The sequence below is a fragment of the Chitinophagales bacterium genome (assembly GCA_019638515.1).
Classification (GTDB): Bacteria; Bacteroidota; Bacteroidia; order Chitinophagales; family LD1; genus UBA7692.
This window is the reverse complement of record JAHBTS010000001.1, coordinates 730,171-755,653: the sequence shown is the minus strand read 5'-3', so window position 1 is coordinate 755,653 and position 25,483 is coordinate 730,171. Positions and strand designations below refer to the sequence as shown.

Here is a 25,483-nt window from a genome sequence, read left to right as displayed (position 1 = left end):
TTGAGTTTACAATAAGGAACAATCCAGAACTTACCTTTTACTGTAACCCATAACTAAGTTCTTCGTAATAGCATAAAACCTTCATTATGCCATTCGGCTATTACAAAAATACCTGCCCTCTCCTAATACTATTTTTTGGCATATATTTTGTGTTTACTATTTTTACGGGCTTAATCAGCCTTACTAAATCTATATCGTATTAAAACATACATACATGAAAAAGAATTACTTTCTTCCTTCCACCTTACTGTTAGTGCTACTAAGTACTTCACTATTTGTTGCTGCTCAAAGCGGCAGAGTGGGGATTGGCACTTCTAATCCAGAACAGAAATTAGACGTAGCAGGAAGCGCCAAAGCAAACGATAAAGTTATTGGCACACGCGGCTTTGTTGCCGGTAGTGTTACTACCGATACGGCAAAAGCTGTGTTTTCTACCGACATTACAAATAAAGGTTTCTATATTCCAAGATTAACTACTGCACAAAAAAATACATTAGGGGGTTCTCTTACTCTTTCCAATAAAGGTTTATTGGTTTTTGATACAGATTCAAACCGAACCGATTTCTGGGACGGTATTGCCTGGAAAGCAGTGGGTTATGGTACCGGTGGAGCTCCTTCTGGTGCTGCCGGAGGCGATTTAACAGGCAGCTATCCTACACCTTCTATTGCCAACAATGCCGTAAACTCAGCTAAAATTGTAGATAACAGTATTACAGGGAACGATATTCAAAACAATACTATTGACCTTACTTCTAAAGTAAATAATGTATTGCCCGTAGCAAATGGCGGTACAGGTGTAAACACCGTAACCGGTATTATACAAGGCAATGGTGGAGCGCCTGTAACTGGTGTAGCTGCTTCTGCAGGCAATCAAGTTCTTAGAAGAAACAATGCTAACACAGCTTATGAATTTGCACAAGTACAATACAGCGATGTTGCCGGAACACCAAGTGCATTACCGCCAAGCGGAGCAGCAGGAGGCGATTTAACAGGAAGCTATCCTACACCTTCTATTGCCAATAATGCCGTAAACTCAACTAAAATTGCTGATGGAACTATTATAGCTGCAGACCTTAATCAAATGGGTGCCGGAACAGGGCAAGTCCTTCAATGGAATGGCTCAGCATGGGTACCTACTACACCTTCTGCCGGAACGGTAACTAGTGTAAGCGGCACTGCTCCGATTGCTTCGTCTGGAGGTAATACTCCTACTATCAGCATTACTCCCGCTACAGGAAGTGCAGCAGGAAGCATGAGCGCAACCGACAAAGCAAAACTAGATGCTGCTACAGCAGCTAATAATGCAAACACAGTGGTAATGCGCGATGCATCCGGCAATTTTAGTGCAGGAGTGGTAAGTGCTAATTTAGATGGTCAATGGCAACGCATTGATGACCGTACTATTGCACCTTCTGACATCAATAGTGGTTATGCAAAATTTGGATTTACCTCATGGGCAAATAACAACAGCAGCCCTTATGCCGATTTCTTGCATTTGCGCTCTTACACCGATGCTACGGGAGGCAACGATAACTTAGTTATGTTCCGTAAAGACCAAATTGGCATGCGCATTTACCAACAAGCATGGAACAGCGCTACTCCTTATAGCAGCTATAAAGATGTTGCCTTCCAACAAGATATAGATGGCAGCTTTATTAAAAACCAAAATTCATTAGCCCAAAGTGCCAATTTTTGGATAAATGGCAATGGCAGATATGATGTGGACAAAGGGCCGTATTGGGCGGCAAATACAGATGAAGGGTTTATCCGTTTCCATTCTACCGGTGATGCCGCAGGTGAATCTTGGTTGGAAATAGGAACTAACGATAATGGAGACGAGCCTATTACTTTTACCCAATCCAGCAGTGAGAGAATGCGCATACATACCAATGGCTTTGTGGGTATTGGTACTACTTCCCCGGCTTACCGTTTAGATGTAACCGGTGATGTACGCGCCAGTAGAGAAGTGATTGGAACCTTAGGTAGTGGCTCAGGTCAGTTTAGAGCTGTAGCAGGTAATTTTGGTTCGTTTATACGTAACGATGGCACAGACACTTACATACCTTTGCTTACTGCATCAGGCGATCAATATGGCTCATGGAATACTTTACGCCCTATAAGGGTAAACAATACCAATGGTGATGTATTTATTGCTAACAGTGCGGTAACTTTTGCGCACAGTAATGGCGCAACTACCTTAAGCAATTTAGCGGGTACAGGTAACAGAGAGGTGTATGCAGAAGCCAGTGGTTTGCTTAAAGCAGGCAGAGCTCTAGGCTCGGTAGTTTCGTTTAACTCAAGCATGAAACCAAGCCCCGATGATTTAGCTAATAGCAATACCGTTTCTGGAGATGATGTTTCTACCTTAGTAAATTTAGGATTCAACTTTACTATAGAAGGTACTACATATACACAGGTAACCATTAGTAGCAATGGCTGGGTGGCGTTTGGCGATGCAACAGCCATATCCGCTGCTTCTAGTCGCTCTAACTTACCTCTTCCAACAGCTACTTTTTCTATGCCCGTAATTTGTGCTTACTGGGATGACCTGGTAACTGAAGACGATCATATTGATGTAGAATTATTGGGCACAGCAGGAGGTCGTATCTTCATTATACAAGGTGAAGAATATGTTTACGGCAATTCGGGAAATGACGTAAATTGGCAGGTTGTAATACATGAATCGGGGCTTATTACCGTAAAGTATTTTCCTGATATAGCTCCAGCATCTTGCGGGCAGTCGGCTACTATAGGATACCAAGGCGTGGGAGGCAGTTCTGCAAAAGCATACATGGTTTCGTGCAATGCACGGGTAATAGACGATAACCAAGAACACGACCAAAGCTGGTCAGTTTACATACCGCAAGCCCAATAATTTATTGGATAGGATTCTGTGCTAACAAAAAGTTTTTCCTCCCCCGCAGCATCTCCGCTTGCGGGACTCTGCGCAACAGCAATGTGGCATAAACACATTACACAAGCTAAAAACCCTTACAAGTAAAAAAAATCATTTTCATTCACTTTCAACCAAAACTCCGAATATCACTTCATCAAAGAAGAATCTACTGGTAAAATACTTCATTATGCTAATAATACTAACAATATACTTTAGGATTTTAGCTTGCAGAAAATTGGCGAGGAAGCAGCATTTTAGCACTAAAGTTGAATAGAATTACAACTGTTCAAATTTTTGCATTAAAAGAAGATAAAGCCACTATTGAAAAAGCTAAGAAAAAAGTGATGGAATTGTCCGCTATACCCGACTCTACCATGCCATTTAAAGGCGATAAAAATTCAGAGTTTGCTATAAGCTATGAACGAGATGTACGCTTGCTTCCTTCCTTTACAATAACCTCTGTTATAGAAAATATACCAATAAATAAGTTTAGCGATTTATTGCAGGTACCGGGTTTCTTTTCTAAGGTAATGTATTATGTAGTAGATAGAGTGAGCACTAAAACAAAATCTTTTGACTCTGTGAAAGAAGACTGCTTCAACAAAGTAAAAGAAGAAAAAATACAGCGTGAAATGGTTCAACTATACAAGATAGCCACTAATTCTTTCCCTACTCCCATTAAATAGTTAAACTGCTGTATCTACTTATTTTTAGGTACGTTTGCACCTCTCTAAAATTCCCTCCTGGTTTTATATTTTTCGTTTTATTATTGTAGATATTTCTTTGCCTATGCGCTTTATTATTTTACTGCTGCTTAGTTTAGTATTGCAAAGTAGCATTGCTCAAGTGGGCATCAATATTCTAATTCCCGATAGCAGTGCTGTGCTGCAATTAGAATCTACCAAAAAAGGATTAGGGCTTACGCGGCTTACTTCTACCCAGCGCGATTCCATAAAAAATCCATTAAGAGGCTTAACTATCTTCAATGCACAGGATAGTGTAATTGAATATTGGAATGGAGATTGCTGGTTACGCACCTACGAAAGAAACTGCTATGAATGCCGCATCAATGTTTCCAATCCTAAGCCTATTGATACATTAGATAGAATAGTTGCAGATTCTGTTTTTACCAATATTGCCGTAAACCAATTAAATGGCAACCAGCAAACTACCGTTACATTTATTGCCACACCACCGCAAGGTGTTTCTGTTTACTTTGAAGGCAACAATATTTTAGATTCCAGCGGCACGGTAAAATTAGTTGTAAAGGCAGGAATCTTTGCACAATCCGGCACTTTTACAGTAATAGTACAAGCCATTTGCGATAACGAAATTAAGTTTACTACCTATACCGTTTACATTGCGCCATGTGTAGAGATAGATGTATTTACAGACCAAAGCACCTACGATTTACAAGCACGCAACAGCACACTACTTCCTGCAGGGTCTTTAAAATGTGTAATCTTTAGAGTAAACCAAGGCGCCATTTTACACAGCGATAGCGCAACCGCTCCAACTTATACTACCGGAAATTTAAACCCCAACTCTTTAGTTGGGATATTAAACAATGGGGGATTTCTCGGGCGTGGCGGCAATGGTGGTTTTGGCGGTAATTTCAACCAGTTTCCTCCGGGCAATCCCGGGCAAGATGGAGGTAATGCACTTAACCTTACTACCCGCACCATCATCCAAAATAATGGTATTATTTATGGAGGTGGTGGCGGTGGCGGCTCCGTAGGCGTTTCTTTCTCTTTTAACGTTCCTGTAATTGGTACTGTAACCATGGGCGTAGGCATGGGCGGTGGCGGTGGCAGCGAATCGGGCAAAGGCGGTTCTGCTACCAACAATGGCGGTTTAACCATTGGCTTATTCCAATCCGGGCAAGATGCCACTGCAGGCAATAACTCCATACCTGGCAACGGAGGGGCAGCTGCATTGCCCATTTCTATTCCAATAAGTATTGCTACCATCAATATTATTCCAAGTGGCGGAGGTGGTAATGGCGGAGGCTTTGCACAAGCCGGTCAACCGGGTTTTATTGATATTGCCATTCAGGCATGTGTAAGCATTCCAATTATTGGAACTACCTGTTTTAATATTCCATTAGGCGGTATAGTTCCCGTTTATGGTCCCGCAGGCGGCAATCCCGGCATGGCTATTAAGCGCAACAACCACTCCTTACAAGGCTTGCCCGATGGCACCTATAATTCTTCATTCATAAAAGGAATTATTGGACCTTAATTTATTTTTAAAAAAACTGTTTATGAATATGTATTTCCACATAAAACAACTTTCCGTTCTCAGTTTTTTACTGGCGGCATTGCTATTGAACAGCGCTGCGCAAGGCTATTCTATACAAATGAAATATACAGACAATGCCATTCAAAATATGCAAATGGAATTAGTTTGGCAGATTGATAAAAACAACTGCAAACTACAACTCAAAAATAAGTTTGAAGGCAAGAATGTTTCATCGCTCTTTTTTACCGATAGGGCAAACAATACCATAAAAATGATGGATGAAAATCCTGAAAACGGGAAGAAGATATTTTACACCATTAGCACAACTTCTTTAAAACCCGATGCCCGATTCGACTATAAACGTGGAAAAGCTGTGCTTACTTCCGAAGGTAAAACTATAGCTGGCATACCTTGCAAAAAAGTAATTTTCAATACCGAAAAGTTCAACTGCGAATTTTGGCTGGCAGAGTCGCTGCCGGATGTGAAACCTTGGGCTAGTTTTTTCCAATCCTATCCCGAACTAAATGGCATTGCAGAAAGTGAACTTTCCGGCTTTCCATTGGCATCTACCATAAAAGACGCAGCAGGCAATGTAATCGTTACCTTAGAAGCAACCAACGTACAAAAAACACCACTTACCGAAGCAGACTTTAAAGTTCCCTCAACCTATATTGATGCATCTACCTTGCAACGTAAGTAATAACGATGTTGCCCAACTATAAAGAAATAAATACCGAACTATTAGTGCAAATTGCAGCTAATGCCGCACAAGCCATTCTTGAAATATATAAAACTTCGTTTGAAGTAGAGCACAAAGAAGACAACAGTCCGCTTACCGAAGCCGATAAACATTCGCACCAAGTTATTGAAACAGCACTGCTGAAACACTACGCCCACCTTCCTGTTTTATCTGAAGAATCTAAAGAAATACCCTATAGCACCCGCCAGCATTGGCAACGCTTTTGGTTGGTAGATCCATTAGACGGCACCAAAGAATTTATTAACCATAATGGCGATTTTACAGTAAACATTGCGCTAATCGAAAATCAAAAACCAGTGGTTGGCATCGTGTATATTCCGGTTACATCTTGCTGCTATGTTGGCATTTCGGGCGTTGGCGCCTTCAAAATAGACAAAGGAAAAGAGCCTCTTAAACTCAAAAAAGCAACACCATTAATCCACCAAAGTTCAATCTTACTTAAAATAGTGGGCAGCCGATCGCACCTTTCCAACGAAACTATTGATTTTGTAAACGAACTAAAGGCGAGTGGAAAACACGTAGTATTTGTATCGCGCGGCAGCTCGCTAAAACTCTGCATGGTTGCCGAAGGCGAAGCCGATATTTATCCGCGCTTTGCACCCACTATGGAATGGGACACAGCCGCGGCACAAGTAATAGTGGAAGCCGTAGGCAAGCAAGTAGTGGACTTTAACACCAAACAACCATTAAAGTATAACAAAGAAAACCTATTAAATCCATGGTTTTTGGCACAATAACCGCTAGCGAATTTAGCGAAAATCCCTTATTAGCGAATTTTCGCTTGCATCTTTCGGTTTTACTTCCCATTTTTGCGGCTCCATAAAAAAACATCAACGAAACACTTACAAAAATGGCACTTGAAATAAACGCAGCAATTACGCCAGAATACACATCTATACTTACTCCGGAGGCATTGGCATTTGTAGAAAAACTTCAAAAAAACTTCAATAAAAGAAGATTAGAATTATTAGCAGCACGCCAAGTACGCCAAAAAGAAATAGACGGAGGCAAACTACCCGATTTCTTACCCGAAACAAAAGCCATTCGCGAAGGAGAATGGACTGCTGCACCAATTCCTGCCGATTTACAAGACCGCAGAGTAGAAATTACAGGTCCGGTAGATAGAAAAATGATAATAAATGCACTCAATAGCGGTGCCAAAATGTTTATGGCAGATTTTGAAGACTCAAACTCACCATTTTGGAGCAACAATATTGAAGGCCAAATAAACCTGCGCGATGCCAACAAAAGAACCATCTCCTTTAAAAACGAAAATGGAAAAGAATATAAATTAAACGAGCAAATTGCCACACTCCTTGTACGTCCGCGTGGCTGGCATTTAAATGAAAAACACGTAACCGTAGATGGAGAAGTAATGAGTGGCTCATTGTTCGATTTTGGCTTATATTTCTTTCACAACGTAAAACAACTATTGGCAAATGGCAGCGGTCCATACTTCTACCTTCCAAAAATGGAAAGCCATTTAGAAGCCCGCCTTTGGAACGATGTTTTTGTATTTGCACAAAACGAACTCAACATACCGCAAGGCACCATAAAAGCAACCGTTCTAATTGAAACCATTCTTGCCACCTTCGAACTACACGAAATTATTTATGAACTCCGCGAACACATGGCAGGACTTAACTGCGGAAGATGGGATTACATCTTCAGCTATATCAAGCGCCTCCGTAATGCAGCCGGCTTTGTATTGCCGGATCGCGGTCAGGTAACCATGGCAGTTCCATTTATGGCTTCATACAGCAAGCTTGTTATCCAAACCTGCCACAAAAGAAAAGTACATGCCATGGGCGGCATGAGTGCCTTTATTCCAATTAAAAACGATGAAGCAGCCAATAATGCAGCAATAGAAAAAGTACGCCAAGATAAACTGCGCGAAGTAACCAACGGCCACGATGGCACTTGGGTTGCCCACCCTGGCCTAGTTAAAGTAGCCATGGATATCTTCAACGAACACATGCCTACAGCAAACAACTACCACATTACCCGCAACGGAGAAGTTTACACCTCAAAAGACCTATTGGAAGTGCCAACAGGAACTATTACCGAAGCAGGCTTACGCATGAATATAAACGTAGGCATTTTATATATTGAAAGTTGGTTACGCGGAGTAGGTGCAGCAGCCATACACAACTTAATGGAAGATGCCGCCACAGCCGAAATTTCGCGCACACAAGTATGGCAATGGATTAAAAACGGCAGCAAACTCGATGATGGCAGAACCATTACCTACGAATTGTTTAAACAATTACTACCAAGCGAATTAGAAAATGTGAAAGCATACGTTGGCGAAGCCGCATTTAATACACCAACCATGCAACGTGCCATTGCCATGTTCGATGAACTGGTAAACCAAGGCGATTATGTAGAATTTTTAACCCTTCCTGCCTACGAAGAAATAGACTAAATGACTACTCATAAAGAAACTTCACTTCATTAAAAAACAAAAACAATCAATTTACAAAACAAATGGCAACAAAAGTAGAAAGAGCGCTCGCGCTTAAAAAAGAATGGGAAACCAACCCACGTTGGAAAAACGTTACTCGCCCATACACAGCCGAAGAAGTAATCAATATTGCAGGCTCTGTACAAGTTGAGTATTCATTAGCTCGCAACGGAGCAGAAAAACTATGGAATCGCCTACACACCGATTCTTGGGTAGCAGGACTTGGAGCCCTTACCGGAAACCAAGCTGTGCAAGAAGTAGCAGCAGGTATGAAAGCCATTTACCTTTCGGGGTGGCAAGTAGCTGCCGATGCCAATTTAGGCAGCGAAATGTATCCGGATCAATCACTTTATCCTGCAAACTCAGTTCCTGCCGTAGTAAAACGCATCAACAATGCCTTAATGCGCAGAGACCAAATTGAATACATGGATGGAGAGCCACAACGCGATTGGATGGTGCCAATCGTAGCCGATGCCGAAGCCGGATTTGGAGGCAACCTCAACGCCTTTGAGCTAATGAAAGGTATGATTGAAGCAGGTGCTGCCGGTGTACACTGGGAAGACCAATTAGCCTCTGCAAAAAAATGCGGACACTTAGGCGGTAAAGTATTGGTTCCCACACAAGAAGCTATCAACAAATTAGTTGCCGCACGTTTGGCAGCCGATGTATGCAATGTACCAACCTTAGTAATTGCTAGAACCGATGCCGAAGCAGCCAACCTTATTACTTCAGATATAGACCCTCGCGATAGCAAATTCATTACCGGCAAACGTACGTCAGAAGGCTACTACTATGTAAAAAATGGCTTAGAGCAAGGTATTGACCGTGGTCTTTCATACGCCTCTTATGCAGATTTAATTTGGATGGAAACAGGAAACCCAGATTTAGGTTTAGCACGCGAATTTGCACAAGGCATCCACGCTAAATATCCGGGCAAAATGTTGGCATACAACTGTTCGCCTTCATTTAACTGGGCAAAATTTATGGACGAAAAGCAAATGCTTACCTTCCGTGAAGATATTGCTGCAATGGGCTACAAATTCCAATTCATTACATTGGCAGGTTTCCACGCATTGAACTCTTCTATGTTTGAACTTTCTAAAAACTATGTAGAGCGCGGCATGGCAGGTTTTAGCCAAATGCAGCAACGTGAATTTGCTATGGAAAAGGACGGCTTTAAAGCTATTAAACACCAATCTTTTGTAGGAACAGGTTACTTCGATGCAGTTCAAAACGTTGTGCAGCAAGGTCAATCTTCTACTACAGCTTTAGCAGGCTCTACCGAGGCAGAACAATTCCACTAAGCAATTTATTATTGCCTTAGGCAATAAATAATCAAACAAAGCCCTTCAGCAGAAATTGTTGAAGGGCTTTTCTTTTTCCCATCTTTTCGGTTTGTTCCAATATATAATAAAAAAGGCCGCCCTAAGGCAGCCTCCGTTCTGAACAAAAGAGTTTTTATATTATTTTGAGTATAACTCTACAATTAACTGTTCATTGATATTTTCCGGAATTTGATCTCTTTCAGGAAAATCAACAAATGTACCTTCCACTGCCTTTTCGTCCATTACCAACCAATTGAACTTTTTAGAGCGACCACTCATTGCATTTTGTACAATTTCTAAATTTTTGCTACGCTCACGAAGCGCAACTTTATCGCCCGGTTTTAATTGGAAAGAAGCAATGTTAACTACTTCACCATTTACTGTAATATGCTTATGCGAAACCAACTGGCGAGCCTGCATTCTGCTGGCTGCAAATCCAAGGCGGTAAACAGTATTATCTAAGCGAGCTTCTAAGAATTTCAACAAGTTTTCACCTGTTACACCTTTTTTGCGTACAGCTTTATCGAATACTTTGCGGAATTGGCGCTCCAATAAACCATAAGTATATTTAGCTTTTTGCTTTTCACTAAGCTGCAAAGAGTATTCACTCTTTGTTTTACGTTTCTTAGAAAGTCCATGCTGACCTGGAGGGTAGCTTCTCTTTTCAAAATTTTTATCAAATCCGAAAATTGCTTCTCCGAATTTACGGGCAATCTTTGTTTTTGGTCCGGTATAGCGAGCCATTGTATATCTTTTTTACTGTTGTTTAATCTAAAACTTTTCCTGTTTTTTTGCTAACGCGTACTGTTTTTCCGCCTTCTTCTTTTCTACCAACGCGAGTTGGTTTTCCATCGCTCAATAAGGCAACATTAGAAATATGCACAGAGCCTTCGCTCTTTACAATACCTCCATTTGGATTTTGTGCATTCGGTTTAGCGTGTTTTGTTTGAAGGTTTACGCCTTCTATAAACACACGTTGTTTTTTACGGTCAATTTCGGTAATTCTACCCTGTTTTCCCTTATCGTCTCCGGCAAGCACTTGAACTGTGTCGCCTTTTTTTACATGCAATTTCATATTCTTAAACGGCTAAAATTTATAATACTTCAGGAGCTAATGAAATAATTTTCATATAACCTTTATCGCGCAATTCGCGGGCAACCGGTCCGAAAATACGGGTACCACGTGGTTCATCTTGGTTATTCAGCAGTACTACTGCATTATCATCAAAACGAATATAAGAACCATCTTTTCTGCGCAAATGCTTAGATGTTCTAACTACTACAGCTTTACTTTTGGCGCTTTTCTTTACACCACCGGTTGGTAACGCTTTTTTTACGGTTACTACCACTTTGTCTCCAATTCCGGCATAGCGTCTTTTGGTGCCTCCAAGTACTCTAATAATAAGTACTTCTTTGGCTCCGCTGTTGTCGGCTACTATTGCACGGCTTTCCTGTTGTAACATTTTTTCAGCTTAATTTATTGGTTAACAGATTATGTTATTTTGCTCTTTCTACCACTTCTACCAAACGCCAGCGCTTAGTTTTACTTAATGGGCGGGTTTCCATAATTTTTACGGTATCTCCGGCTTTTGCATCATTTTTTTCATCGTGTGCTTTAAACTTCTTTGTTTGCTTTACAAACTTTCCGTAAATAGGGTGTTTCACACGTTTTTCAATAGCTACAGTAATGGTTTTGTCCATTTTATCGCTAGTTACGATGCCCACACGTTCTTTTCTGAGATTGCGTTCCATTTTTATGCTTAGGCTTTTTTCCTTTTATTGAATTCAGTTAAAAGACGGGCAATATTTCTGCGTTTTGCAGTAATGCCTGCCGGATTATCCAAAGTGGTAATAGCGTGCGAAAACTTAGCACGTTGCAATGCTTGCTTTTCCTCGCTTACTTTAGCAGCCAAATCTTCAACAACGTATTGAGTAACGTCTTTTTGGCTTAATTTTTTATTCACTCCCATGACTTAAATTATTATAGTTTTCGTGAATTATTTTTCTGCACTTGCTATTTCTACAGCATCGTGTGCGGTTATAAATTTTGTTTTAACCGGTAATTTTTGTGCGGCAAGGCGCATAGCTTCTACAGCTACTTCGCGTGAAACGCCATCGCACTCAAATAAGATAGTTCCAGGTTTTACAACGGCAGCCCAACCTTCTGGGTTACCTTTACCTTTACCCATCCTTACCTCTAAAGGCTTGCGAGTAATTACTTTATCGGGGAAAATACGAATCCATACTTTTCCCTCACGCTTCATAAAACGAGTTACGGCAACACGAGCCGCTTCTATTTGCTTATTGGTAACATGAGCAGACTCTAAGCTTTTTAAAGCATAAGTTCCAAAAGATATTGAGAACCCGCGAGAAGCAACCCCTTTGTTGCGACCCTTCTGCAGTTTGCGATATTTTGTTCTTTTAGGTAATAACATGATGTTGTTATGATGTTATGTTCTTAATTCTGTTTTCTTTCTCCACGTCCGCGACCACCACCTGCACCGGCACCACCTCTGCGTGGTTGTCTGCGCTCTTCTCTTCCTCCTTCGTTATTTGCTGCGGCAGCAAGCGAAAGATCGCGTTTACCATATACTTCTCCACGGCAAACCCATACTTTTATGCCCAACTTTCCGTAAACGGTTAATGCTTCGCAAAGAGCATAGTCTATATCTGCTCTCCATGTATGTAAAGGCACTCTTCCTTGTTTATATTCTTCGCTACGTGCAATCTCTGCACCTCCAATTCTACCGCTTACACGCACTTTAATTCCTTCTGCGCCCATTCTCATTGCCGAAGCAATTGCCATTTTAACTGCTCTGCGGTAATTAATTCTAGCTTCCAACTGCTTAGCAATAGTTTCGCCTACAATTGCAGCTTCTAATTCCGGCCTGCGAATTTCAGAGATATTTATTTGTACATCTCTGCCTGTAATAGCCTTAATTTCTTCTTTAATTCTATCTACTTCATTGCCACCACGACCAATAATGATACCCGGACGCGAGGTGTGGATAGTTACAGTTACGCGGTTTAAAGTTCTTTCGATAGTAATCTTAGAGATACCACCTTTGTTAATACGAGCTTTCAGGTAAGTACGAATTTTTTCGTCTTCAATCAACTTCTGAGAAGCGTCTTTTCCTGCGTACCAATTGCTATCCCATCCGCGGACGATGCCAAGTCTATTGGCTATTGGACTGGTTTTCTGACCCATGAATTATTATTTTTTTGTGTTTTTTCTACAAAAAGGGCTGCAAAGATAGTATTTGCCAGTTGTGATGCAAGGGGTAAGCTAAAAAATTTCTTTTTGCACATTCTTTCCTTTATGGAAGTGTTTGTTTTTTTTGCACTTCAATTAAAACAAACTATCTGATGCGTAACGTATTAGCAATTATTTTCCTCCTATTTTTTAAGGTTGCATTTGTTCAAGAAACAACTCCCAATCAAGGTGTAGAATTTACTATTGAGCCAAAACCCATGAGTAAAGGCACTCAACCTGCATTTATATTTAACCTACCCGGAGCCAAGTTAAAAGAAATTGAAACGCTTTGGGGCAAATATGTGGCAAGGGGTTCAAAAGAAAAAGTTCAAAACAATAAAGGTGAATGGACAATTATTGGAGCCGTAGATCGCAATATTTCACCTTCTCCTTTCTTTTTATATGCTACCATGTTAGAAACTATTGAAGGTGTACGCTTAACCGCGTTTTTTGCAGAGCAAGATGTATTTTTAGCTCCGGGCACTACCACCGATGAAAAAATACTTGCCATTAAAAAATACTTGAACGACTTTGCCAATTTGGTGAAAATAGAACAAGTAAAAGCCGAATTAGAAACAGAACAAAAAGTATTAAAAGGAATGGAAGGCAACATGAAAACTTTCCAAAAAGAATTTGACAAGAGCGAAAAAAGCATTGCCGAAAGCAAAAGAAAGATTGAAAAGAACGAAGCCGAAATTAGAAGAACCGACCGCGAAATAGAACTTAAAAATGGGCAAATTGCACAACAAAAAGATGTAATTTTAAAATTAACCAATGCTTTGGGCGATGAAAAGAAAGTAGCTCAGAAAACTTTGAAAGGTTTAGAAAAAGACAAATCGAACCTATACAAACAAAAAGAAAAAATGGCAAAGGAAATTGACGAATGCAAAGCCAGCATAAGAAATGAAGAGCGTGCACAAGACAAAACCACAGGGCAAAAGAAAGCCGCACAAACCGAAATAGATAAGCAAGAAAGTAAAATAAAAAGCATTCAAGAAAAGTTAGCTGCCATACCCGATCCGGGAATTAAACTGTAACAGCTACTTATATACTATATAAAACATGAAAGGAATTATTCTAGCAGGCGGCAGCGGCACACGGCTTTATCCCATTACTTATGCCATAAGCAAACAAGTAATGCCCATTTACGATAAGCCAATGATATACTACCCGCTGAGCGTACTCATGAAAGCCGGCATAAACGAAATACTTATTATTTCTACACCACATGATTTGCCCAACTTTGAACGTTTACTGGGCGATGGAAAAAAATACGGCTGCAGGTTTGAATACAGAGTACAAGAAGTACCCAACGGCTTGGCACAAGCATTTGTAATTGGAGATACTTTTATAGAAAACGATAAGGCAGCGCTTATTTTAGGCGACAATATCTTTTATGGTTCCTCACTAGATAATCTTCTAAAATCCAAAGTAAATCCTGAGGGCGGTGTGGTATTTGCCTACCATGTAAGCGATCCGGAGCGCTATGGCGTAGTAGAATTCAATAAAGAAGGAAAAGCCATTTCTATTGAAGAAAAACCCAAGCAGCCTAAAAGCAATTATGCCGTACCCGGCTTATACTTTTACGACAACCATGTGGTAGAAATTGCAAAAGCACTGCAACCCAGCGCCCGTGGCGAATACGAAATTACCGATGTAAACAAAGTATATTTAGAGCAAAATAAACTATCGGTTGGTATTTTAGACCGCGGCACCGCTTGGCTAGATACAGGCACTTTCGATTCACTTATGCAGGCTTCGCAGTTTGTACAAGTAATTGAACAAAGACAAGGCTTAAAAGTAGGCTGTATTGAAGAAGAAGCATGGCGGCAGGGATTTATTTCTACTCAAGCATTGCGCACCTTGGCAGAGCCATTACTCAAAAGCGGTTACGGAAAATACTTAATGGAAATTTCAGCATAATTCTAAACAGATAAAAAAATGATAAAAATTTTAGTTACCGGGGGAGCAGGATTTGTGGGCAGTTGCTTAGTAGATAAACTTATTGAAAACCCCGATAACTTTGTGGTAATCGTAGATAACCTTTCTACCGGAAACCGCTCCAGACTACCGGAATCCAATACCGGAAATTGGAAATTCATAAAATGCAATTGCAATGAATACCGCGACATAAGTGCGGTAATGACCAGCTATAAATTCGATTATGTTTTTCACTACGCAGCAGTAGTGGGCGTAAAACGAACTTTAGATAATCCCGTAAGCGTGCTCAACGATATTCAAGGGATAAAATATATCCTTGATTTATGTAAAAACACCGGAGTGAGAAGAGTATTTTTCTCATCTTCATCAGAAGTATATGGCGAACCAATAGAGCATCCGCAAAACGAAATGACCACTCCGCTCAATTCGCGCCTGCCTTATGCCGTAGTAAAAAACGTAGGTGAAGCATTTTTGCGCAGCTACCAACAAGAATTTGGATTAGACTATACCATTTTCCGGTTCTTTAATACTTACGGTCCTAAACAAAGTACCGATTTTGTTATGAGTCGCTTTATTAAAGCTGCCGTAAACAATCAACCTATTACCATTTATGGCGATGGTACCCAAACCAGAACATTCTGCTATAAAGAAGATAATATTGAAGCTTGTGTAAACGCCTTTTACCATAACAAGCACATTAACGATACCGTAAATATTGGAAGCGATATTGAACTTCCGGTTATTGAACTTGCACAAACCATCCTTGAAATTACAGGCTCGTCATCTGGCTTAATACACCTACCTCCATTGGTAGAAGGTGATATGACAAGGCGCAAACCAGATATTTCAAAAATGCGCGCCTTGCTTGGTCGCCCAATGACTTCACTTAAAGATGGCATAAAAAAAACAGTAGAAAGCGGTAAATACAACTACTAAAATGGAACTACCTTTTAATCTTACTTTAAAGGGAAAAACGACAAAAATTTGCCGTAAAAAGAAATGCTGCAAAAAATATAAAAAAGATAAACGCTGTAAGGAATGTCCTAAGCGTTAACTGCTACTATTTTTTAGATCCGACCATACATATAGTTTGTTATTTACCGAAATAGACCACCATTATTTTTACTTCCTCACATTTTTACATTCGCGCTCTATTTATTGTCATGCGTATCGGTCTTATACTTTTATTCGTACTTAGTACACTGTGTGCCAAAACACAAGATGTTGCATTCTCGCAAATACATGCCATGCCCCTGCACCTAAACCCCGCCATGACAGGTTTTTTTGATGGTGATATACGCGCAGCAGCAATTTACCGAAATCAATTTTTCACCGTACATTCTAAATACGGCAGCAGCATGATGCAAACAGTAGGCGCAGCAGTGGATGGCGCTTTCTTAAAAGGAAAATACAAGCGAAATTACATGGGCGCAGGCCTATGCGTTTACAACGACTGGGCTGGCGATTTAAGCTTTAGAACCACCAATGCCACCATGAACCTTGCTTATTCAAAGGGATTTGGAAGAGGCAATGTGCGCCACTCTATTGCACTAGGCTTGCAAGGTGAACTTAGAATGTATGGTATCCAAACCGGGAAAGCAGTATTTTCTGATGGTATTCCCGAAAATATTTCTGCCAATACCATTTCTTTTGATGCAGGTGTTGGATTACGCTACCATATTGCCTTCCGCAGCAGGCTAAGTTGGTATATAGCAGGAGCATACAAGCATATTTTACAACCCAAGGAGCGGTTTGCAACAATAGGCAGCAATGTAAAAGCAAACATTACGGCACACACAGGTGCAGTAATAGACATTACACCAAGATTCAACTTATTGCCATCTGCCATGTTTATATATCAAGGAGGGCTATGGCAAGTAAATGCCGGCACTTATGCTCAATATATTTTCGATGCTTTTAGCGATGAAAGAAACGGCATTGCATTTGGCTTATTTACCCGCTTTGCCAATCCTGCACCCGATGCACTCATTGCCAGTGCGCGCTTAGATTACAAGGGATTTCAAGCCGTGGTGGGTTATGATTTTAATATAAGCCAGTTGCGCAAAGCTACGCACTTTCAAGGCTCAATAGAGGTAGGCGTTTCATACATTGTGCAATTGCAAAAAAATAAACGCGACAAGGCTCCCTGCGTAAAATTTTAGTTACTCCTACCCTACTATTCTTTTCACCCAATCTATGGGTTTTCCGAGATTAAACTTGGCGGTAAAACTTATGCGTTGAAAAAAACGCTTGTAGCCAAATATCTGCTCTTGATTGTCTTTAATATTCTTAGTGGTGGCAACCGGAATATGAATTTCCAGTATGTTTTTCCAACCGATGGAAAAGCCTACTTCGGCAGCAAAATCAAACTTGTTTTGCTCGTTTAAAATTACTGCGGTAGAAGCCCAAGGATACACAGGAACAGGAATGGGCAAAGCTGAAGAAAAATTAGCACTCAATAGAAAGTTGCGGGTGGCACCAAAAGTAGTAAGCGACCTAAATGCACCTTGCGTATATGCCACTTGCCTTCCAAGGTATTTATCGAAACCATTGCGGTCTATAAATGTTTCATCAAACATGTAATCGCGCTGCAACCAATAAATATTATTCTGCAATGTATTCATGCTTAAATAAAGCCTACCGAGTGGTGCCGAAATATCATTCTTAGGTTTAAAATACACGGGATTTCCTGCTGCGAAAATTCTAATATCGAAGCCCTTATTCTTTTGCTTATAGCTAATTCTAAAATTGGCTTCGGCACGTAACTGCATAAAGTAATCGCTTTGCTGCATTTGCACTTGCACATCAAAAGGGTGCAGGGTAGTTTTCCTTTCAAACCTATATGTAACCTCATTTACGTAATAGTGCTGTGTTCGGCTAATAATGCTCTTCATTTGCTTAAATGAATAATCGAGCCAGATATTGGTACTGCGCAACTTTAAGAAATGTGTATTGGGGCTTCGTGCATGTTTCTTTTTAAATTCTATGGCTATGGTTGGCTCTAACTTATTAAACTGCTTGGCATCGGGAAACAACAAATAACTGTATCGCTTTCCATTGATACCAAAAGCTATGTGTTGTATATTCCCTTCTTCAGGAAATAAATTATAGCTCATTTTGAAGCCCCCAATAACAGTTTTAGCAGCCACACTGTAAGCAGGTGCAATTAGGTATTGAAACTTTGAGGTAGGCAATATTGGATTGTAAAAGGCAATACCAATCTCACTTTTATCGTAGTTATTCCAGCCATACCAAGGCGCAAAACATATTTGAGTTCGCTCCGGATTTTCTATACTCTGCAAAAACTGCAGGCGCAGTGGGGGCACGCGTTTAGCAATTCTATTGGGATAATAGTAATTGTTTTTGCGGTTAATATCGAGCGAAATCATGGATGAGTCGTTCACTATTTTTTTTCCATCAAAAACAGTTGGCAATGCAGGCACTGCCGATAATTTGCTTTTAAGTGTAGCTTCTACTCTACCATCATTTTGCAATGTGGCGTGCCGCACTACTACATCGTTTTTTTTTGTGGAACCCAGCAATGTATCGAACCACCACGAAAGATTTTGTGCACTTACTTCTTCAAATACAGTTTTAAAATCTATTGGCTGCGGATGCTTAAACTGCCAACGTTCAAAATAGGTTTGCATAGCTTTATCGAATGTGGCTTCGCCTAGATGCGTTTTAAGATACTCCAGCAATACAGCAGTTTTCATATACACCATAATGCCTGTATTCATGGATGTAAATTCATAAGCCGGCAATGTGGCAGCTTGGTCGCGGTTTTCGCGTGCTTGCAGCAAGTATGCCAAGTAGTTTAAATCAGCTTGTTTCCAACGTTTGAGATCCAGCATTCCGGCAAGTTTTGTTTTTCCAAATACACCAAACAGAGGCTGATTGGGATACTTTCTTTTCATGTATATGCGCTCGTAATAGCTGTTGATGCCCTCATCCATCCACGGATTTTTCCGTTCATTGCTGCCCAAGATTCCATAGAACCAATTATGCCCAACCTCATGTGTAATTACTTCATCTAAACTAGAGGCACTGCCTGCATTTCCAATTACGGTGATAGTGGGATATTCCATACCGCCTCCGGCTTCGAGTGCGCCTTCTACTGCTGTAACTACACTGTAAGGATATTCGCCCACCTTTGCGCTATAATGCAATACAGCATCTTTTAAATACTTGGTAGCATTTTTCCAAAGCGGCAAACGCTGCTTTAAAAACATAGCAGTACAAACTACTTTTCTCTTGCTTACGGGAAGCTCTACCGTATCGCGATATATGCGATAACGCTTATCGGCAAACCATGCAAAATCATGCACTTTATTTTGCACGAACCGAATGGTTTTTGTTTTGCTATCCGATGGAGGAAACGCATCGGCAATACTGCGCTTTTTTCGCCCTGTTGGCGGCACTAAGGTATCGCTTTTAAAAACTGCAATAAGTGAATCTATCCACTGATGTTCCGAAATTGTTTGCAGTTCTCCGGTGGCGGCTACCACATAATTTTTGGGCACGGTAATACGTACATCAAACGAGCCGTATTCACTGTAAAATTCGCCCATATCTAAGTATGGCATAGCATTCCATCCGCTTATATCAAACACCGCAGGCTTGGGATACCATTGCGAAATTTGATACGATTGACCTTCGTGTCCGAGACGCGAAAATGTTTTTGGCAATTGCACAAAAAACGGAGTGCTGATGGTGATACTCTCGCCCGGTTGCAATGGTTGGTTAAGTGTGAGCAACGCAATATCAATATGCTTTTTATCGAAAGTCCACTTTACGGCTTCAGCATTTACTTTAAAATCTATTTTGCCGATGTATCCCTTTTGGTGTGGCTTGCTAAACCTAAAATCGGTTCTGCCATTTTCTAACAGCTGCTTTGCAAACGCAGTGGAATTATCTTTGTATGCATTGGGCCATAAGTGCATCCAAATTTCGTGCAGTGTTGTAGGTGAATTATTTTTATAGTGAATGGTGATAAAACCGTTGAGCGTATGCGCAGAATCGTTTAGCGTAACGTCAATATCGTAGTTTACTTCCTGCTGCCAGTAGTTTTGGCTATATGTATTTACTGTGGCAAAAAATATAAAAAGAGTGAGAAGTTGCTTCATTGAAAACGAAGAAAAAAGGTTTCTTAAACTAAGCATTAAAATAAGCGATAAATATTGAGTTGCATCCAATTGTTTTCCATATTCCAACTCAACATACTCTTTTTTGAACCAACTCTACCAACAATTGCAAGTAGAAACAAGCTTGAAATTATGGCATAAAAAAAGCGGTGATAAACACCGCTTTCGTAATAACACACAGCTATTATTTATTTCTTTTGCCATGTTCCTCCATCGGCAGCACATTGAGCCTCTGCTTGCGAATACTCATCTACTCCCAAAGCAGAAAGTGTAGTATTTTTACAAACAGCATCGCTTGTAGAACCATTTGGGTACTTACAGAATCCACACTTTTTACAAGAAGGGGCTGCGGCTAAGGTTGCTATGGCAGCAATTGCAAAGAATAACTTTTTCATGACAATTAAAATTTGGTTAATGAATTATGAAACAAAAATAATCTTTTTTGCTTCGATACTCTTTTTCGAGTAAGAAATAACCCAAAAAAGGATTCAAATGAAAAAAACAATCGCTACAATTTGGCTGCAAATCATTGTTCTAGGAGGTGTATTTGCCACATCCACTTCCGCTGAAATCTTTCACCAATTGCAATCGCTACCAGTTTGCGGAAGTGTGTTATACTTTGCTGCACATCCCGATGATGAAAACACACGACTCATTAGCTACCTTACCAAAGAACTACACTTACGCACTGCTTACCTTTCGCTTACGCGTGGCGATGGCGGACAAAATTTAATTGGCAACGAGCAAGCCGAAGCCCTGGGTTTAATTCGCACACACGAACTTTTGCAAGCTCGAAATATTGACGGTGGCAAGCAATTTTTCAGCCGTGCATTCGATTTTGGATTCTCAAAAAATCCAGAAGAAACATTTCACTTTTGGAATAAAGAGCAAGTGTTGGCAGATGCCGTTTGGGTGATACGAAAATTTCAACCCGATGTAATAATTTGCCGTTTCCCAACCACCGGAGAAGGCGGACACGGACACCACACAGCCTCTGCTATTATAGCCGAAGAAGCATTTAAAGCTGCAGCAGATTCAACACGCTTTCCCGAACAATTAAAGGATGTAACTACTTGGCAAACCAAACGATTACTCTGGAACACCTTCAACTTTGGAGGAAGGAATACTACTTCGCCCGACCAATTTCAAATAGACGTAGGAGGATACAATACACTATTGGGGAAAAGTTATGGAGAAATAGCAGCCGAAAGCCGCAGCTGCCATAGCAGCCAAGCCTTTGGCACTGCCAAAAACAGAAACTCACAAAAAGAATTCTTGAAAACCATTTTAGGAGATGCGCCAAAGCAACACCTTACCGATGGCATAGATATTTCATTCAATAGATTTGGCAGTTCGGCATTGCCTAACATGATACACGAAATTATTGCGCACTACGATTTCAAAAATCCGGCTATGTCAATTCCTGCCCTCATAAAATTATATGAAGCAATAGAGCAGCAGCCAAGCATAAGTGCAGCATGGAAAACAGAAAAGCTATACCAAATAAAGCAACTTATTGTTGCTTGCAGTGGTGTGTATATGGAAGCCATTTGCGCTAAACAATATGCAGCATTGGACGATACACTAAAGGTTACAACAAACGTAGTAAACAGAAGCGCAGAAAAAATAGTATTCAAAAATTTTTACTCCACAGGTGCTGCCATTTTACGCGACAGTGTGCTCCCGCTGAGCGAAACCACCAGCGCCACCAGCATGTTGCTGCTAAGCAAAACCGCTGATGTTTCGCAACCATACTGGTTGCAACAACAACGCACTTCCGGTATGTTTACAGTAGCTACCCCAACACTTATTGGCAATGCGCTCAGCGCACCTGCATCGGCAGTTACGCTCACTCTAAATATTGGTGGCAAAGACTTCAATTTTGACCTACCAGTACAATTCAAAAAGTTAGATCCCTCCAAAGGTGAAGTTTACCAGCCTTTATACATTACACCACCTGCAACTGTAAACTTTTCGCAAGAAGTTTTTATTACTACAGGTTTACAGAAAGAGGTAACTGTAAATGTGCGTGCATTTGCAAAAAACATTACAGGCGAAGTGCAATTACTTTTGCCACAAGGTTGGGAAAGCTCTCCCGGCAAACACGCATTTGCATTTGAAAAAGAAGGCGATGAAACTATGTTTAAGTTTACCCTGCAAGCTACAAATAGCAAAGTAAACGATAGCGTTTTTACCATAGGTGCACAGCTAAACATAAATGGTACTCTATATAAAAACAGCTTTGAAGAAATTAAATATTCACACATCCCCACATGTATTTTACTGAATAATTGCACAGCCAAACTCGCTGCCATCAATGTAAAAAACACCGCAAAAAGAGTTGGCTACATTGCAGGTGCAGGCGATAAAGTTCCCGAGCAACTCAAAGAAATTGGCGTAACCGTAACCACTATAAACACCACAGAATTTCAAAAAACAGACCTATCGAAATTTGATGCAATTGTTACAGGAGTGCGCGCTTACAATACCGATGCACATCTAAGAAATATCTATCCCGCACTTATGACTTATGTAAAAAACGGAGGCACGCTTTTAGTTCAATACAACACCAACCAAAATCTTGTTACCAACGAAATAGGACCTTACCCATTTAAAATTTCGCGCGATAGAGTAACCGATGAAAACAGCGCTGTAACTTTCTTACAACCTAAAGATTCATTACTCAATTACCCTAACAAAATATCAGAAAAAGATTTTAAAGGATGGATACAAGAACGCGGGCTATACTTTCCGAGCGATATAAGCAGCCAATACAAAACGCTCTTAAGTATGAACGATGAAGGCGAAGCACCACTTAATAATGCTATTATCTATTGCCGCTACGGGAAAGGAAAATTTGTGTACACAGGGCTTTCATTCTTTAGAGAACTGCCCGCAGGTGTACCCGGAGCATTTCGCCTGCTTGCCAATTTAATATCGAAGCCATAAACTTTTTACACATGCCCACCAATGTAGAAATTATTACTACCAAGGATGGCTCTCACACCTTGTTTTCTCCACACTTCAACGAAATTTACCATTCGAGGCACGGTGCCATTGCAGAAAGTAACCATGTGTTTATATCAAACGGTTTACAACAAGTTGCAACAACGCCCATACACCTATTTGAAGTAGGATTCGGCACAGGGCTAAATGCTTTGCTTGCGTGGGAATTTGCCATGCAGAATAAAATTGAAACGGCTTACCACGGTATAGAATTATACCCAATAAGTAACGAAACCGCGCAAGCACTAAACTATCCGCAAGCATTAAACAACAACAAAGAAGCTACTACCGTTTTTGCACAAATGCATGCCTGCGAATGGGAAAAGCAACATACCTTTTCAAACTATTTTTCTTTCAAAAAAGAACATGGAAATATTCAAGAAGCCAATCTTCCCAAGCACTATTTCGACATTGTATTTTTTGATGCATTTGCGCCAGCCGCACAGCAAGAATTATGGCACTTAGCCATATTCTCAAAACTATATGACACACTCAAAAACAACGGTATACTAGTTACTTATTGCAGCAAAGGCATTGTGCGCAGAACCATGCTGCAAGCGGGCTTTGAGGTAGAAAAAGCGCCAGGCCCACCGGGGAAAAGAGAAATGTTACGCGCTGTTAAAAAACAACGCTAAATCCGAAAAGATGTAAAGAGATTCCTAGCGATTCGCAGCTAATACTATTTTCAATTTCAAAAATAAACAACAAGTAATGAAGCAATTATTTTCAGTATTATTAGTTACCATCAGCGCATTGGTACAAGCACAAATTTTTGATGCAGATATTAAAAACTCAACTGTGGGTTGGGTTGGGAAAAAAATTACTAGCCAACACAATGGCACGGTGCAATTAAAAGCGGGATTCTTAGGTTTCAAAAATGGCAAGCTAGAAGCAGGAAAGTTTGAAATAGACCTAAACACCATTACCTGCAAAGACATTAGCGACCCACAAAAAAATGCCGACTTTGTAGAGCATCTTAAAAACGATGATTTTTTTAGTGTAAATAAATTCCCATTAGCGGTATTAACCATTACCCGCGTGGTGCCTAAAGCCGGAGCAGCAAAAGGACAACCTAATTACACTTTCTTCGGCAACCTTTCTATAAAAGGGAAAAACAACCCTGTTGAATTTCCTGCTACAGTAGAAGTAAATGGCAAAACTCTTACAGGCAAGGCAAAATTTTCTATCAACAGAACCAAGTGGGACATTACCTACAAATCCGGCACATTTTTCCCATCGTTGGCCGATAAAGCTATTTCAGACGATATTGATTTTGAAGTAAACATTAAAGCTGCGACTAAGTGATTTCCTATTGGGAAAAACAATCGCTGTTGCAAATAGATGTTGCCATTATAGGCAGCGGCATTACTGGTTTAAGTGCGGCAATTTCGCTAAAAGAAAAATTGCCGCACCTCTCAGTTGCCATTTTTGAACGTGGAGTTTTACCATCCGGAGCCAGTACGCGCAATGCAGGTTTTGCCTGCATTGGAAGCGTGGGTGAAATTGTTAGCGATTTAAAATTGCTAAGTACCAAAGAGGCTTTGCAATTGATAGAAATGCGTTTTAAAGGCCTACAACTCCTTAGACAACGTTTAGGCGATGCCAAAATTCAATATCGCGAAAACGGAAGTTTTGAACTGCTCCATACAAATGAATTGTATTTAGCAAACGAAATAGAAGTGCTAAACAAACTACTCCACAGCATCACTAACCAAACCACATTTTCCATTGCATCTACACGCCTTATTGAACAGTTTGGCTTTAACCAATCTTGCTTTGCAGGCATTATACAAAACCATTGCGAAGGCGAATTGCACACCGGAGAAATGATGAAACATTTACACTTGCTCGCCATCGAAAAAGGGGTGCAGTTATACACAGGCTGCGAAGTAAAACACATAGAAGATACCGGAGTTTGCACCAATATAAATGTAGCAAGAAACATTGCCGATGCTACAGTTTCGTTTACTGCAAAAAGAGCTATTGTAGCTACCAATGCATTTACATCATCACTCTTCCCCACCGAAGAAGCAACGCCCGGCAGAGGAATTGTGCTTATTACCAAGCCCATAAAAACACTTCCATTCAAAGGCATTTTTCATTTTAATGAAGGCTATTATTATTTCCGAGAAATAGATAACCGCGTACTATTGGGCGGAGGTAGAAACGAAGATTTTATTGAAGAAACTACTACTTCATTTAATATCAATGAACACATTTACAACTTGCTGTTGCAAAAATTAAGTACCCATATTCTTCCTAATCAACCTTTTGAAATAGACATGCAATGGAGCGGCATTATGGCATTTGGCGCAACTAAAAAACCAAACTTAAAGTGGCTTTCTACCAATACTTTTGGTGCATTTAAAATGGGAGGAATGGGTGTGGCTATAGGAAGTTTAGCAGGAGAAATTGCAGCCGAAAACATTGCAACATCTTTGCAATAAACAATC

General features: G+C 40.4%; 24 protein-coding genes. 15 read left to right on the top strand and 9 right to left on the bottom strand.

Annotation, left to right across the window (positions count from 1 at the left end; translation table 11 throughout):
* Positions 1 to 214: 214 nt before the first annotated feature.
* The 7 genes from KF872_03160 to aceA all read left to right on the top strand — a co-directional run bounded on the left by KF872_03160 (position 215) and on the right by aceA (position 9,665).
* Positions 215 to 2,875, top strand: a complete 2,661-nt coding sequence (locus KF872_03160) for a hypothetical protein (GenBank protein MBX2902531.1) — start codon at positions 215 to 217, stop codon at positions 2,873 to 2,875.
* 287 nt (positions 2,876 to 3,162) lie between these two features.
* Positions 3,163 to 3,582 carry a hypothetical protein gene (locus KF872_03155; protein MBX2902530.1) on the top strand — a complete coding sequence of 140 codons (420 nt, stop codon included), beginning with the start codon at positions 3,163 to 3,165 and terminating at the stop codon, positions 3,580 to 3,582.
* Between the two features lie 103 nt (positions 3,583 to 3,685).
* Positions 3,686 to 5,137 (top strand): hypothetical protein, encoded by a 1,452-nt coding sequence (locus tag KF872_03150; GenBank protein MBX2902529.1) that lies wholly within the window; start codon positions 3,686 to 3,688, stop codon positions 5,135 to 5,137.
* 22 nt (positions 5,138 to 5,159) lie between these two features.
* Positions 5,160 to 5,837 (top strand): DUF4412 domain-containing protein, encoded by a 678-nt coding sequence (locus KF872_03145; GenBank protein MBX2902528.1) that lies wholly within the window; start codon positions 5,160 to 5,162, stop codon positions 5,835 to 5,837.
* Positions 5,838 to 5,842: 5 nt separating this feature from the next.
* Positions 5,843 to 6,634: a 3'(2'),5'-bisphosphate nucleotidase CysQ gene (gene cysQ, locus KF872_03140; protein ID MBX2902527.1), complete on the top strand. Its 792-nt coding sequence runs from the start codon at positions 5,843 to 5,845 to the stop codon at positions 6,632 to 6,634.
* 113 nt (positions 6,635 to 6,747) lie between these two features.
* Positions 6,748 to 8,322: a malate synthase A gene (gene aceB, locus KF872_03135; protein ID MBX2902526.1), complete on the top strand. Its 1,575-nt coding sequence runs from the start codon at positions 6,748 to 6,750 to the stop codon at positions 8,320 to 8,322.
* Between the two features lie 62 nt (positions 8,323 to 8,384).
* Positions 8,385 to 9,665 carry an isocitrate lyase gene (gene aceA / locus KF872_03130; GenBank protein MBX2902525.1) on the top strand — a complete coding sequence of 427 codons (1,281 nt, stop codon included), beginning with the start codon at positions 8,385 to 8,387 and terminating at the stop codon, positions 9,663 to 9,665.
* A gap of 159 nt (positions 9,666 to 9,824) precedes the next feature.
* Here aceA and rpsD read toward each other — a convergent pair whose 3' ends face one another.
* Genes rpsD through rpsC form a run of 7 tightly spaced genes read right to left on the bottom strand, consistent with a single transcriptional unit; the run spans position 9,825 to position 12,894 of the window.
* Positions 9,825 to 10,430 carry a 30S ribosomal protein S4 gene (gene rpsD / locus KF872_03125; GenBank protein MBX2902524.1) on the bottom strand — a complete coding sequence of 202 codons (606 nt, stop codon included), beginning with the start codon at positions 10,428 to 10,430 and terminating at the stop codon, positions 9,825 to 9,827.
* A 22-nt stretch (positions 10,431 to 10,452) separates the two neighbouring features.
* Positions 10,453 to 10,755, bottom strand: a complete 303-nt coding sequence (gene rplX / locus KF872_03120) for a 50S ribosomal protein L24 (GenBank protein MBX2902523.1) — start codon at positions 10,753 to 10,755, stop codon at positions 10,453 to 10,455.
* Between the two features lie 25 nt (positions 10,756 to 10,780).
* The gene (gene rplN, locus KF872_03115) at positions 10,781 to 11,149 is read right to left on the bottom strand and encodes a 50S ribosomal protein L14 (GenBank protein MBX2902522.1); all 369 of its coding nucleotides are present in this window, start codon (positions 11,147 to 11,149) and stop codon (positions 10,781 to 10,783) included.
* Between the two features lie 34 nt (positions 11,150 to 11,183).
* Positions 11,184 to 11,438, bottom strand: a complete 255-nt coding sequence (gene rpsQ / locus KF872_03110; protein MBX2902521.1) for a 30S ribosomal protein S17 — start codon at positions 11,436 to 11,438, stop codon at positions 11,184 to 11,186.
* Positions 11,439 to 11,446: 8 nt separating this feature from the next.
* Positions 11,447 to 11,656 carry a 50S ribosomal protein L29 gene (gene rpmC / locus KF872_03105; protein ID MBX2902520.1) on the bottom strand — a complete coding sequence of 70 codons (210 nt, stop codon included), beginning with the start codon at positions 11,654 to 11,656 and terminating at the stop codon, positions 11,447 to 11,449.
* Between the two features lie 27 nt (positions 11,657 to 11,683).
* The gene (rplP, locus tag KF872_03100; protein MBX2902519.1) at positions 11,684 to 12,121 is read right to left on the bottom strand and encodes a 50S ribosomal protein L16; all 438 of its coding nucleotides are present in this window, start codon (positions 12,119 to 12,121) and stop codon (positions 11,684 to 11,686) included.
* Positions 12,122 to 12,144: 23 nt separating this feature from the next.
* Entirely contained in the window at positions 12,145 to 12,894 is a 750-nt protein-coding gene (gene rpsC / locus KF872_03095; GenBank protein ID MBX2902518.1) for a 30S ribosomal protein S3, read from the bottom strand.
* A 158-nt stretch (positions 12,895 to 13,052) separates the two neighbouring features.
* Between rpsC and KF872_03090 the strand changes: the two genes are divergently transcribed.
* The 4 genes from KF872_03090 (at position 13,053) to KF872_03075 (ending at position 17,042) form a co-directional block, all read left to right on the top strand.
* Positions 13,053 to 13,976, top strand: a complete 924-nt coding sequence (locus tag KF872_03090) for a hypothetical protein (protein MBX2902517.1) — start codon at positions 13,053 to 13,055, stop codon at positions 13,974 to 13,976.
* A gap of 25 nt (positions 13,977 to 14,001) precedes the next feature.
* The gene (rfbA, locus tag KF872_03085) at positions 14,002 to 14,862 is read left to right on the top strand and encodes a glucose-1-phosphate thymidylyltransferase RfbA (protein MBX2902516.1); all 861 of its coding nucleotides are present in this window, start codon (positions 14,002 to 14,004) and stop codon (positions 14,860 to 14,862) included.
* 18 nt (positions 14,863 to 14,880) lie between these two features.
* Positions 14,881 to 15,816, top strand: coding sequence for an NAD-dependent epimerase/dehydratase family protein (locus KF872_03080; GenBank protein ID MBX2902515.1), 936 nt, complete (start codon positions 14,881 to 14,883; stop codon positions 15,814 to 15,816).
* Between the two features lie 227 nt (positions 15,817 to 16,043).
* Positions 16,044 to 17,042, top strand: a complete 999-nt coding sequence (locus tag KF872_03075) for a PorP/SprF family type IX secretion system membrane protein (GenBank protein MBX2902514.1) — start codon at positions 16,044 to 16,046, stop codon at positions 17,040 to 17,042.
* A gap of 6 nt (positions 17,043 to 17,048) precedes the next feature.
* On the opposite strand, the gene KF872_03070 is transcribed toward KF872_03075, so the two are convergent.
* Positions 17,049 to 20,006, bottom strand: a complete 2,958-nt coding sequence (locus tag KF872_03070) for a M1 family metallopeptidase (GenBank protein MBX2902513.1) — start codon at positions 20,004 to 20,006, stop codon at positions 17,049 to 17,051.
* 206 nt (positions 20,007 to 20,212) lie between these two features.
* Entirely contained in the window at positions 20,213 to 20,419 is a 207-nt protein-coding gene (locus tag KF872_03065) for a hypothetical protein (GenBank protein ID MBX2902512.1), read from the bottom strand.
* 97 nt (positions 20,420 to 20,516) lie between these two features.
* Here KF872_03065 and KF872_03060 point away from each other — a divergent pair, with 97 nt between their 5' ends.
* From KF872_03060 to KF872_03045, 4 genes are all read left to right on the top strand, one after another.
* Positions 20,517 to 22,973 carry a PIG-L family deacetylase gene (locus KF872_03060; GenBank protein ID MBX2902511.1) on the top strand — a complete coding sequence of 819 codons (2,457 nt, stop codon included), beginning with the start codon at positions 20,517 to 20,519 and terminating at the stop codon, positions 22,971 to 22,973.
* An 11-nt stretch (positions 22,974 to 22,984) separates the two neighbouring features.
* Positions 22,985 to 23,665: a tRNA (5-methylaminomethyl-2-thiouridine)(34)-methyltransferase MnmD gene (mnmD, locus tag KF872_03055; GenBank protein ID MBX2902510.1), complete on the top strand. Its 681-nt coding sequence runs from the start codon at positions 22,985 to 22,987 to the stop codon at positions 23,663 to 23,665.
* A 76-nt stretch (positions 23,666 to 23,741) separates the two neighbouring features.
* Positions 23,742 to 24,335: a YceI family protein gene (locus KF872_03050; protein ID MBX2902509.1), complete on the top strand. Its 594-nt coding sequence runs from the start codon at positions 23,742 to 23,744 to the stop codon at positions 24,333 to 24,335.
* Positions 24,332 to 25,477, top strand: a complete 1,146-nt coding sequence (locus KF872_03045; GenBank protein MBX2902508.1) for an FAD-binding oxidoreductase — start codon at positions 24,332 to 24,334, stop codon at positions 25,475 to 25,477. Before KF872_03050 ends, KF872_03045 begins: the two co-directional genes overlap by 4 nt.
* Positions 25,478 to 25,483 lie beyond the last annotated feature (6 nt).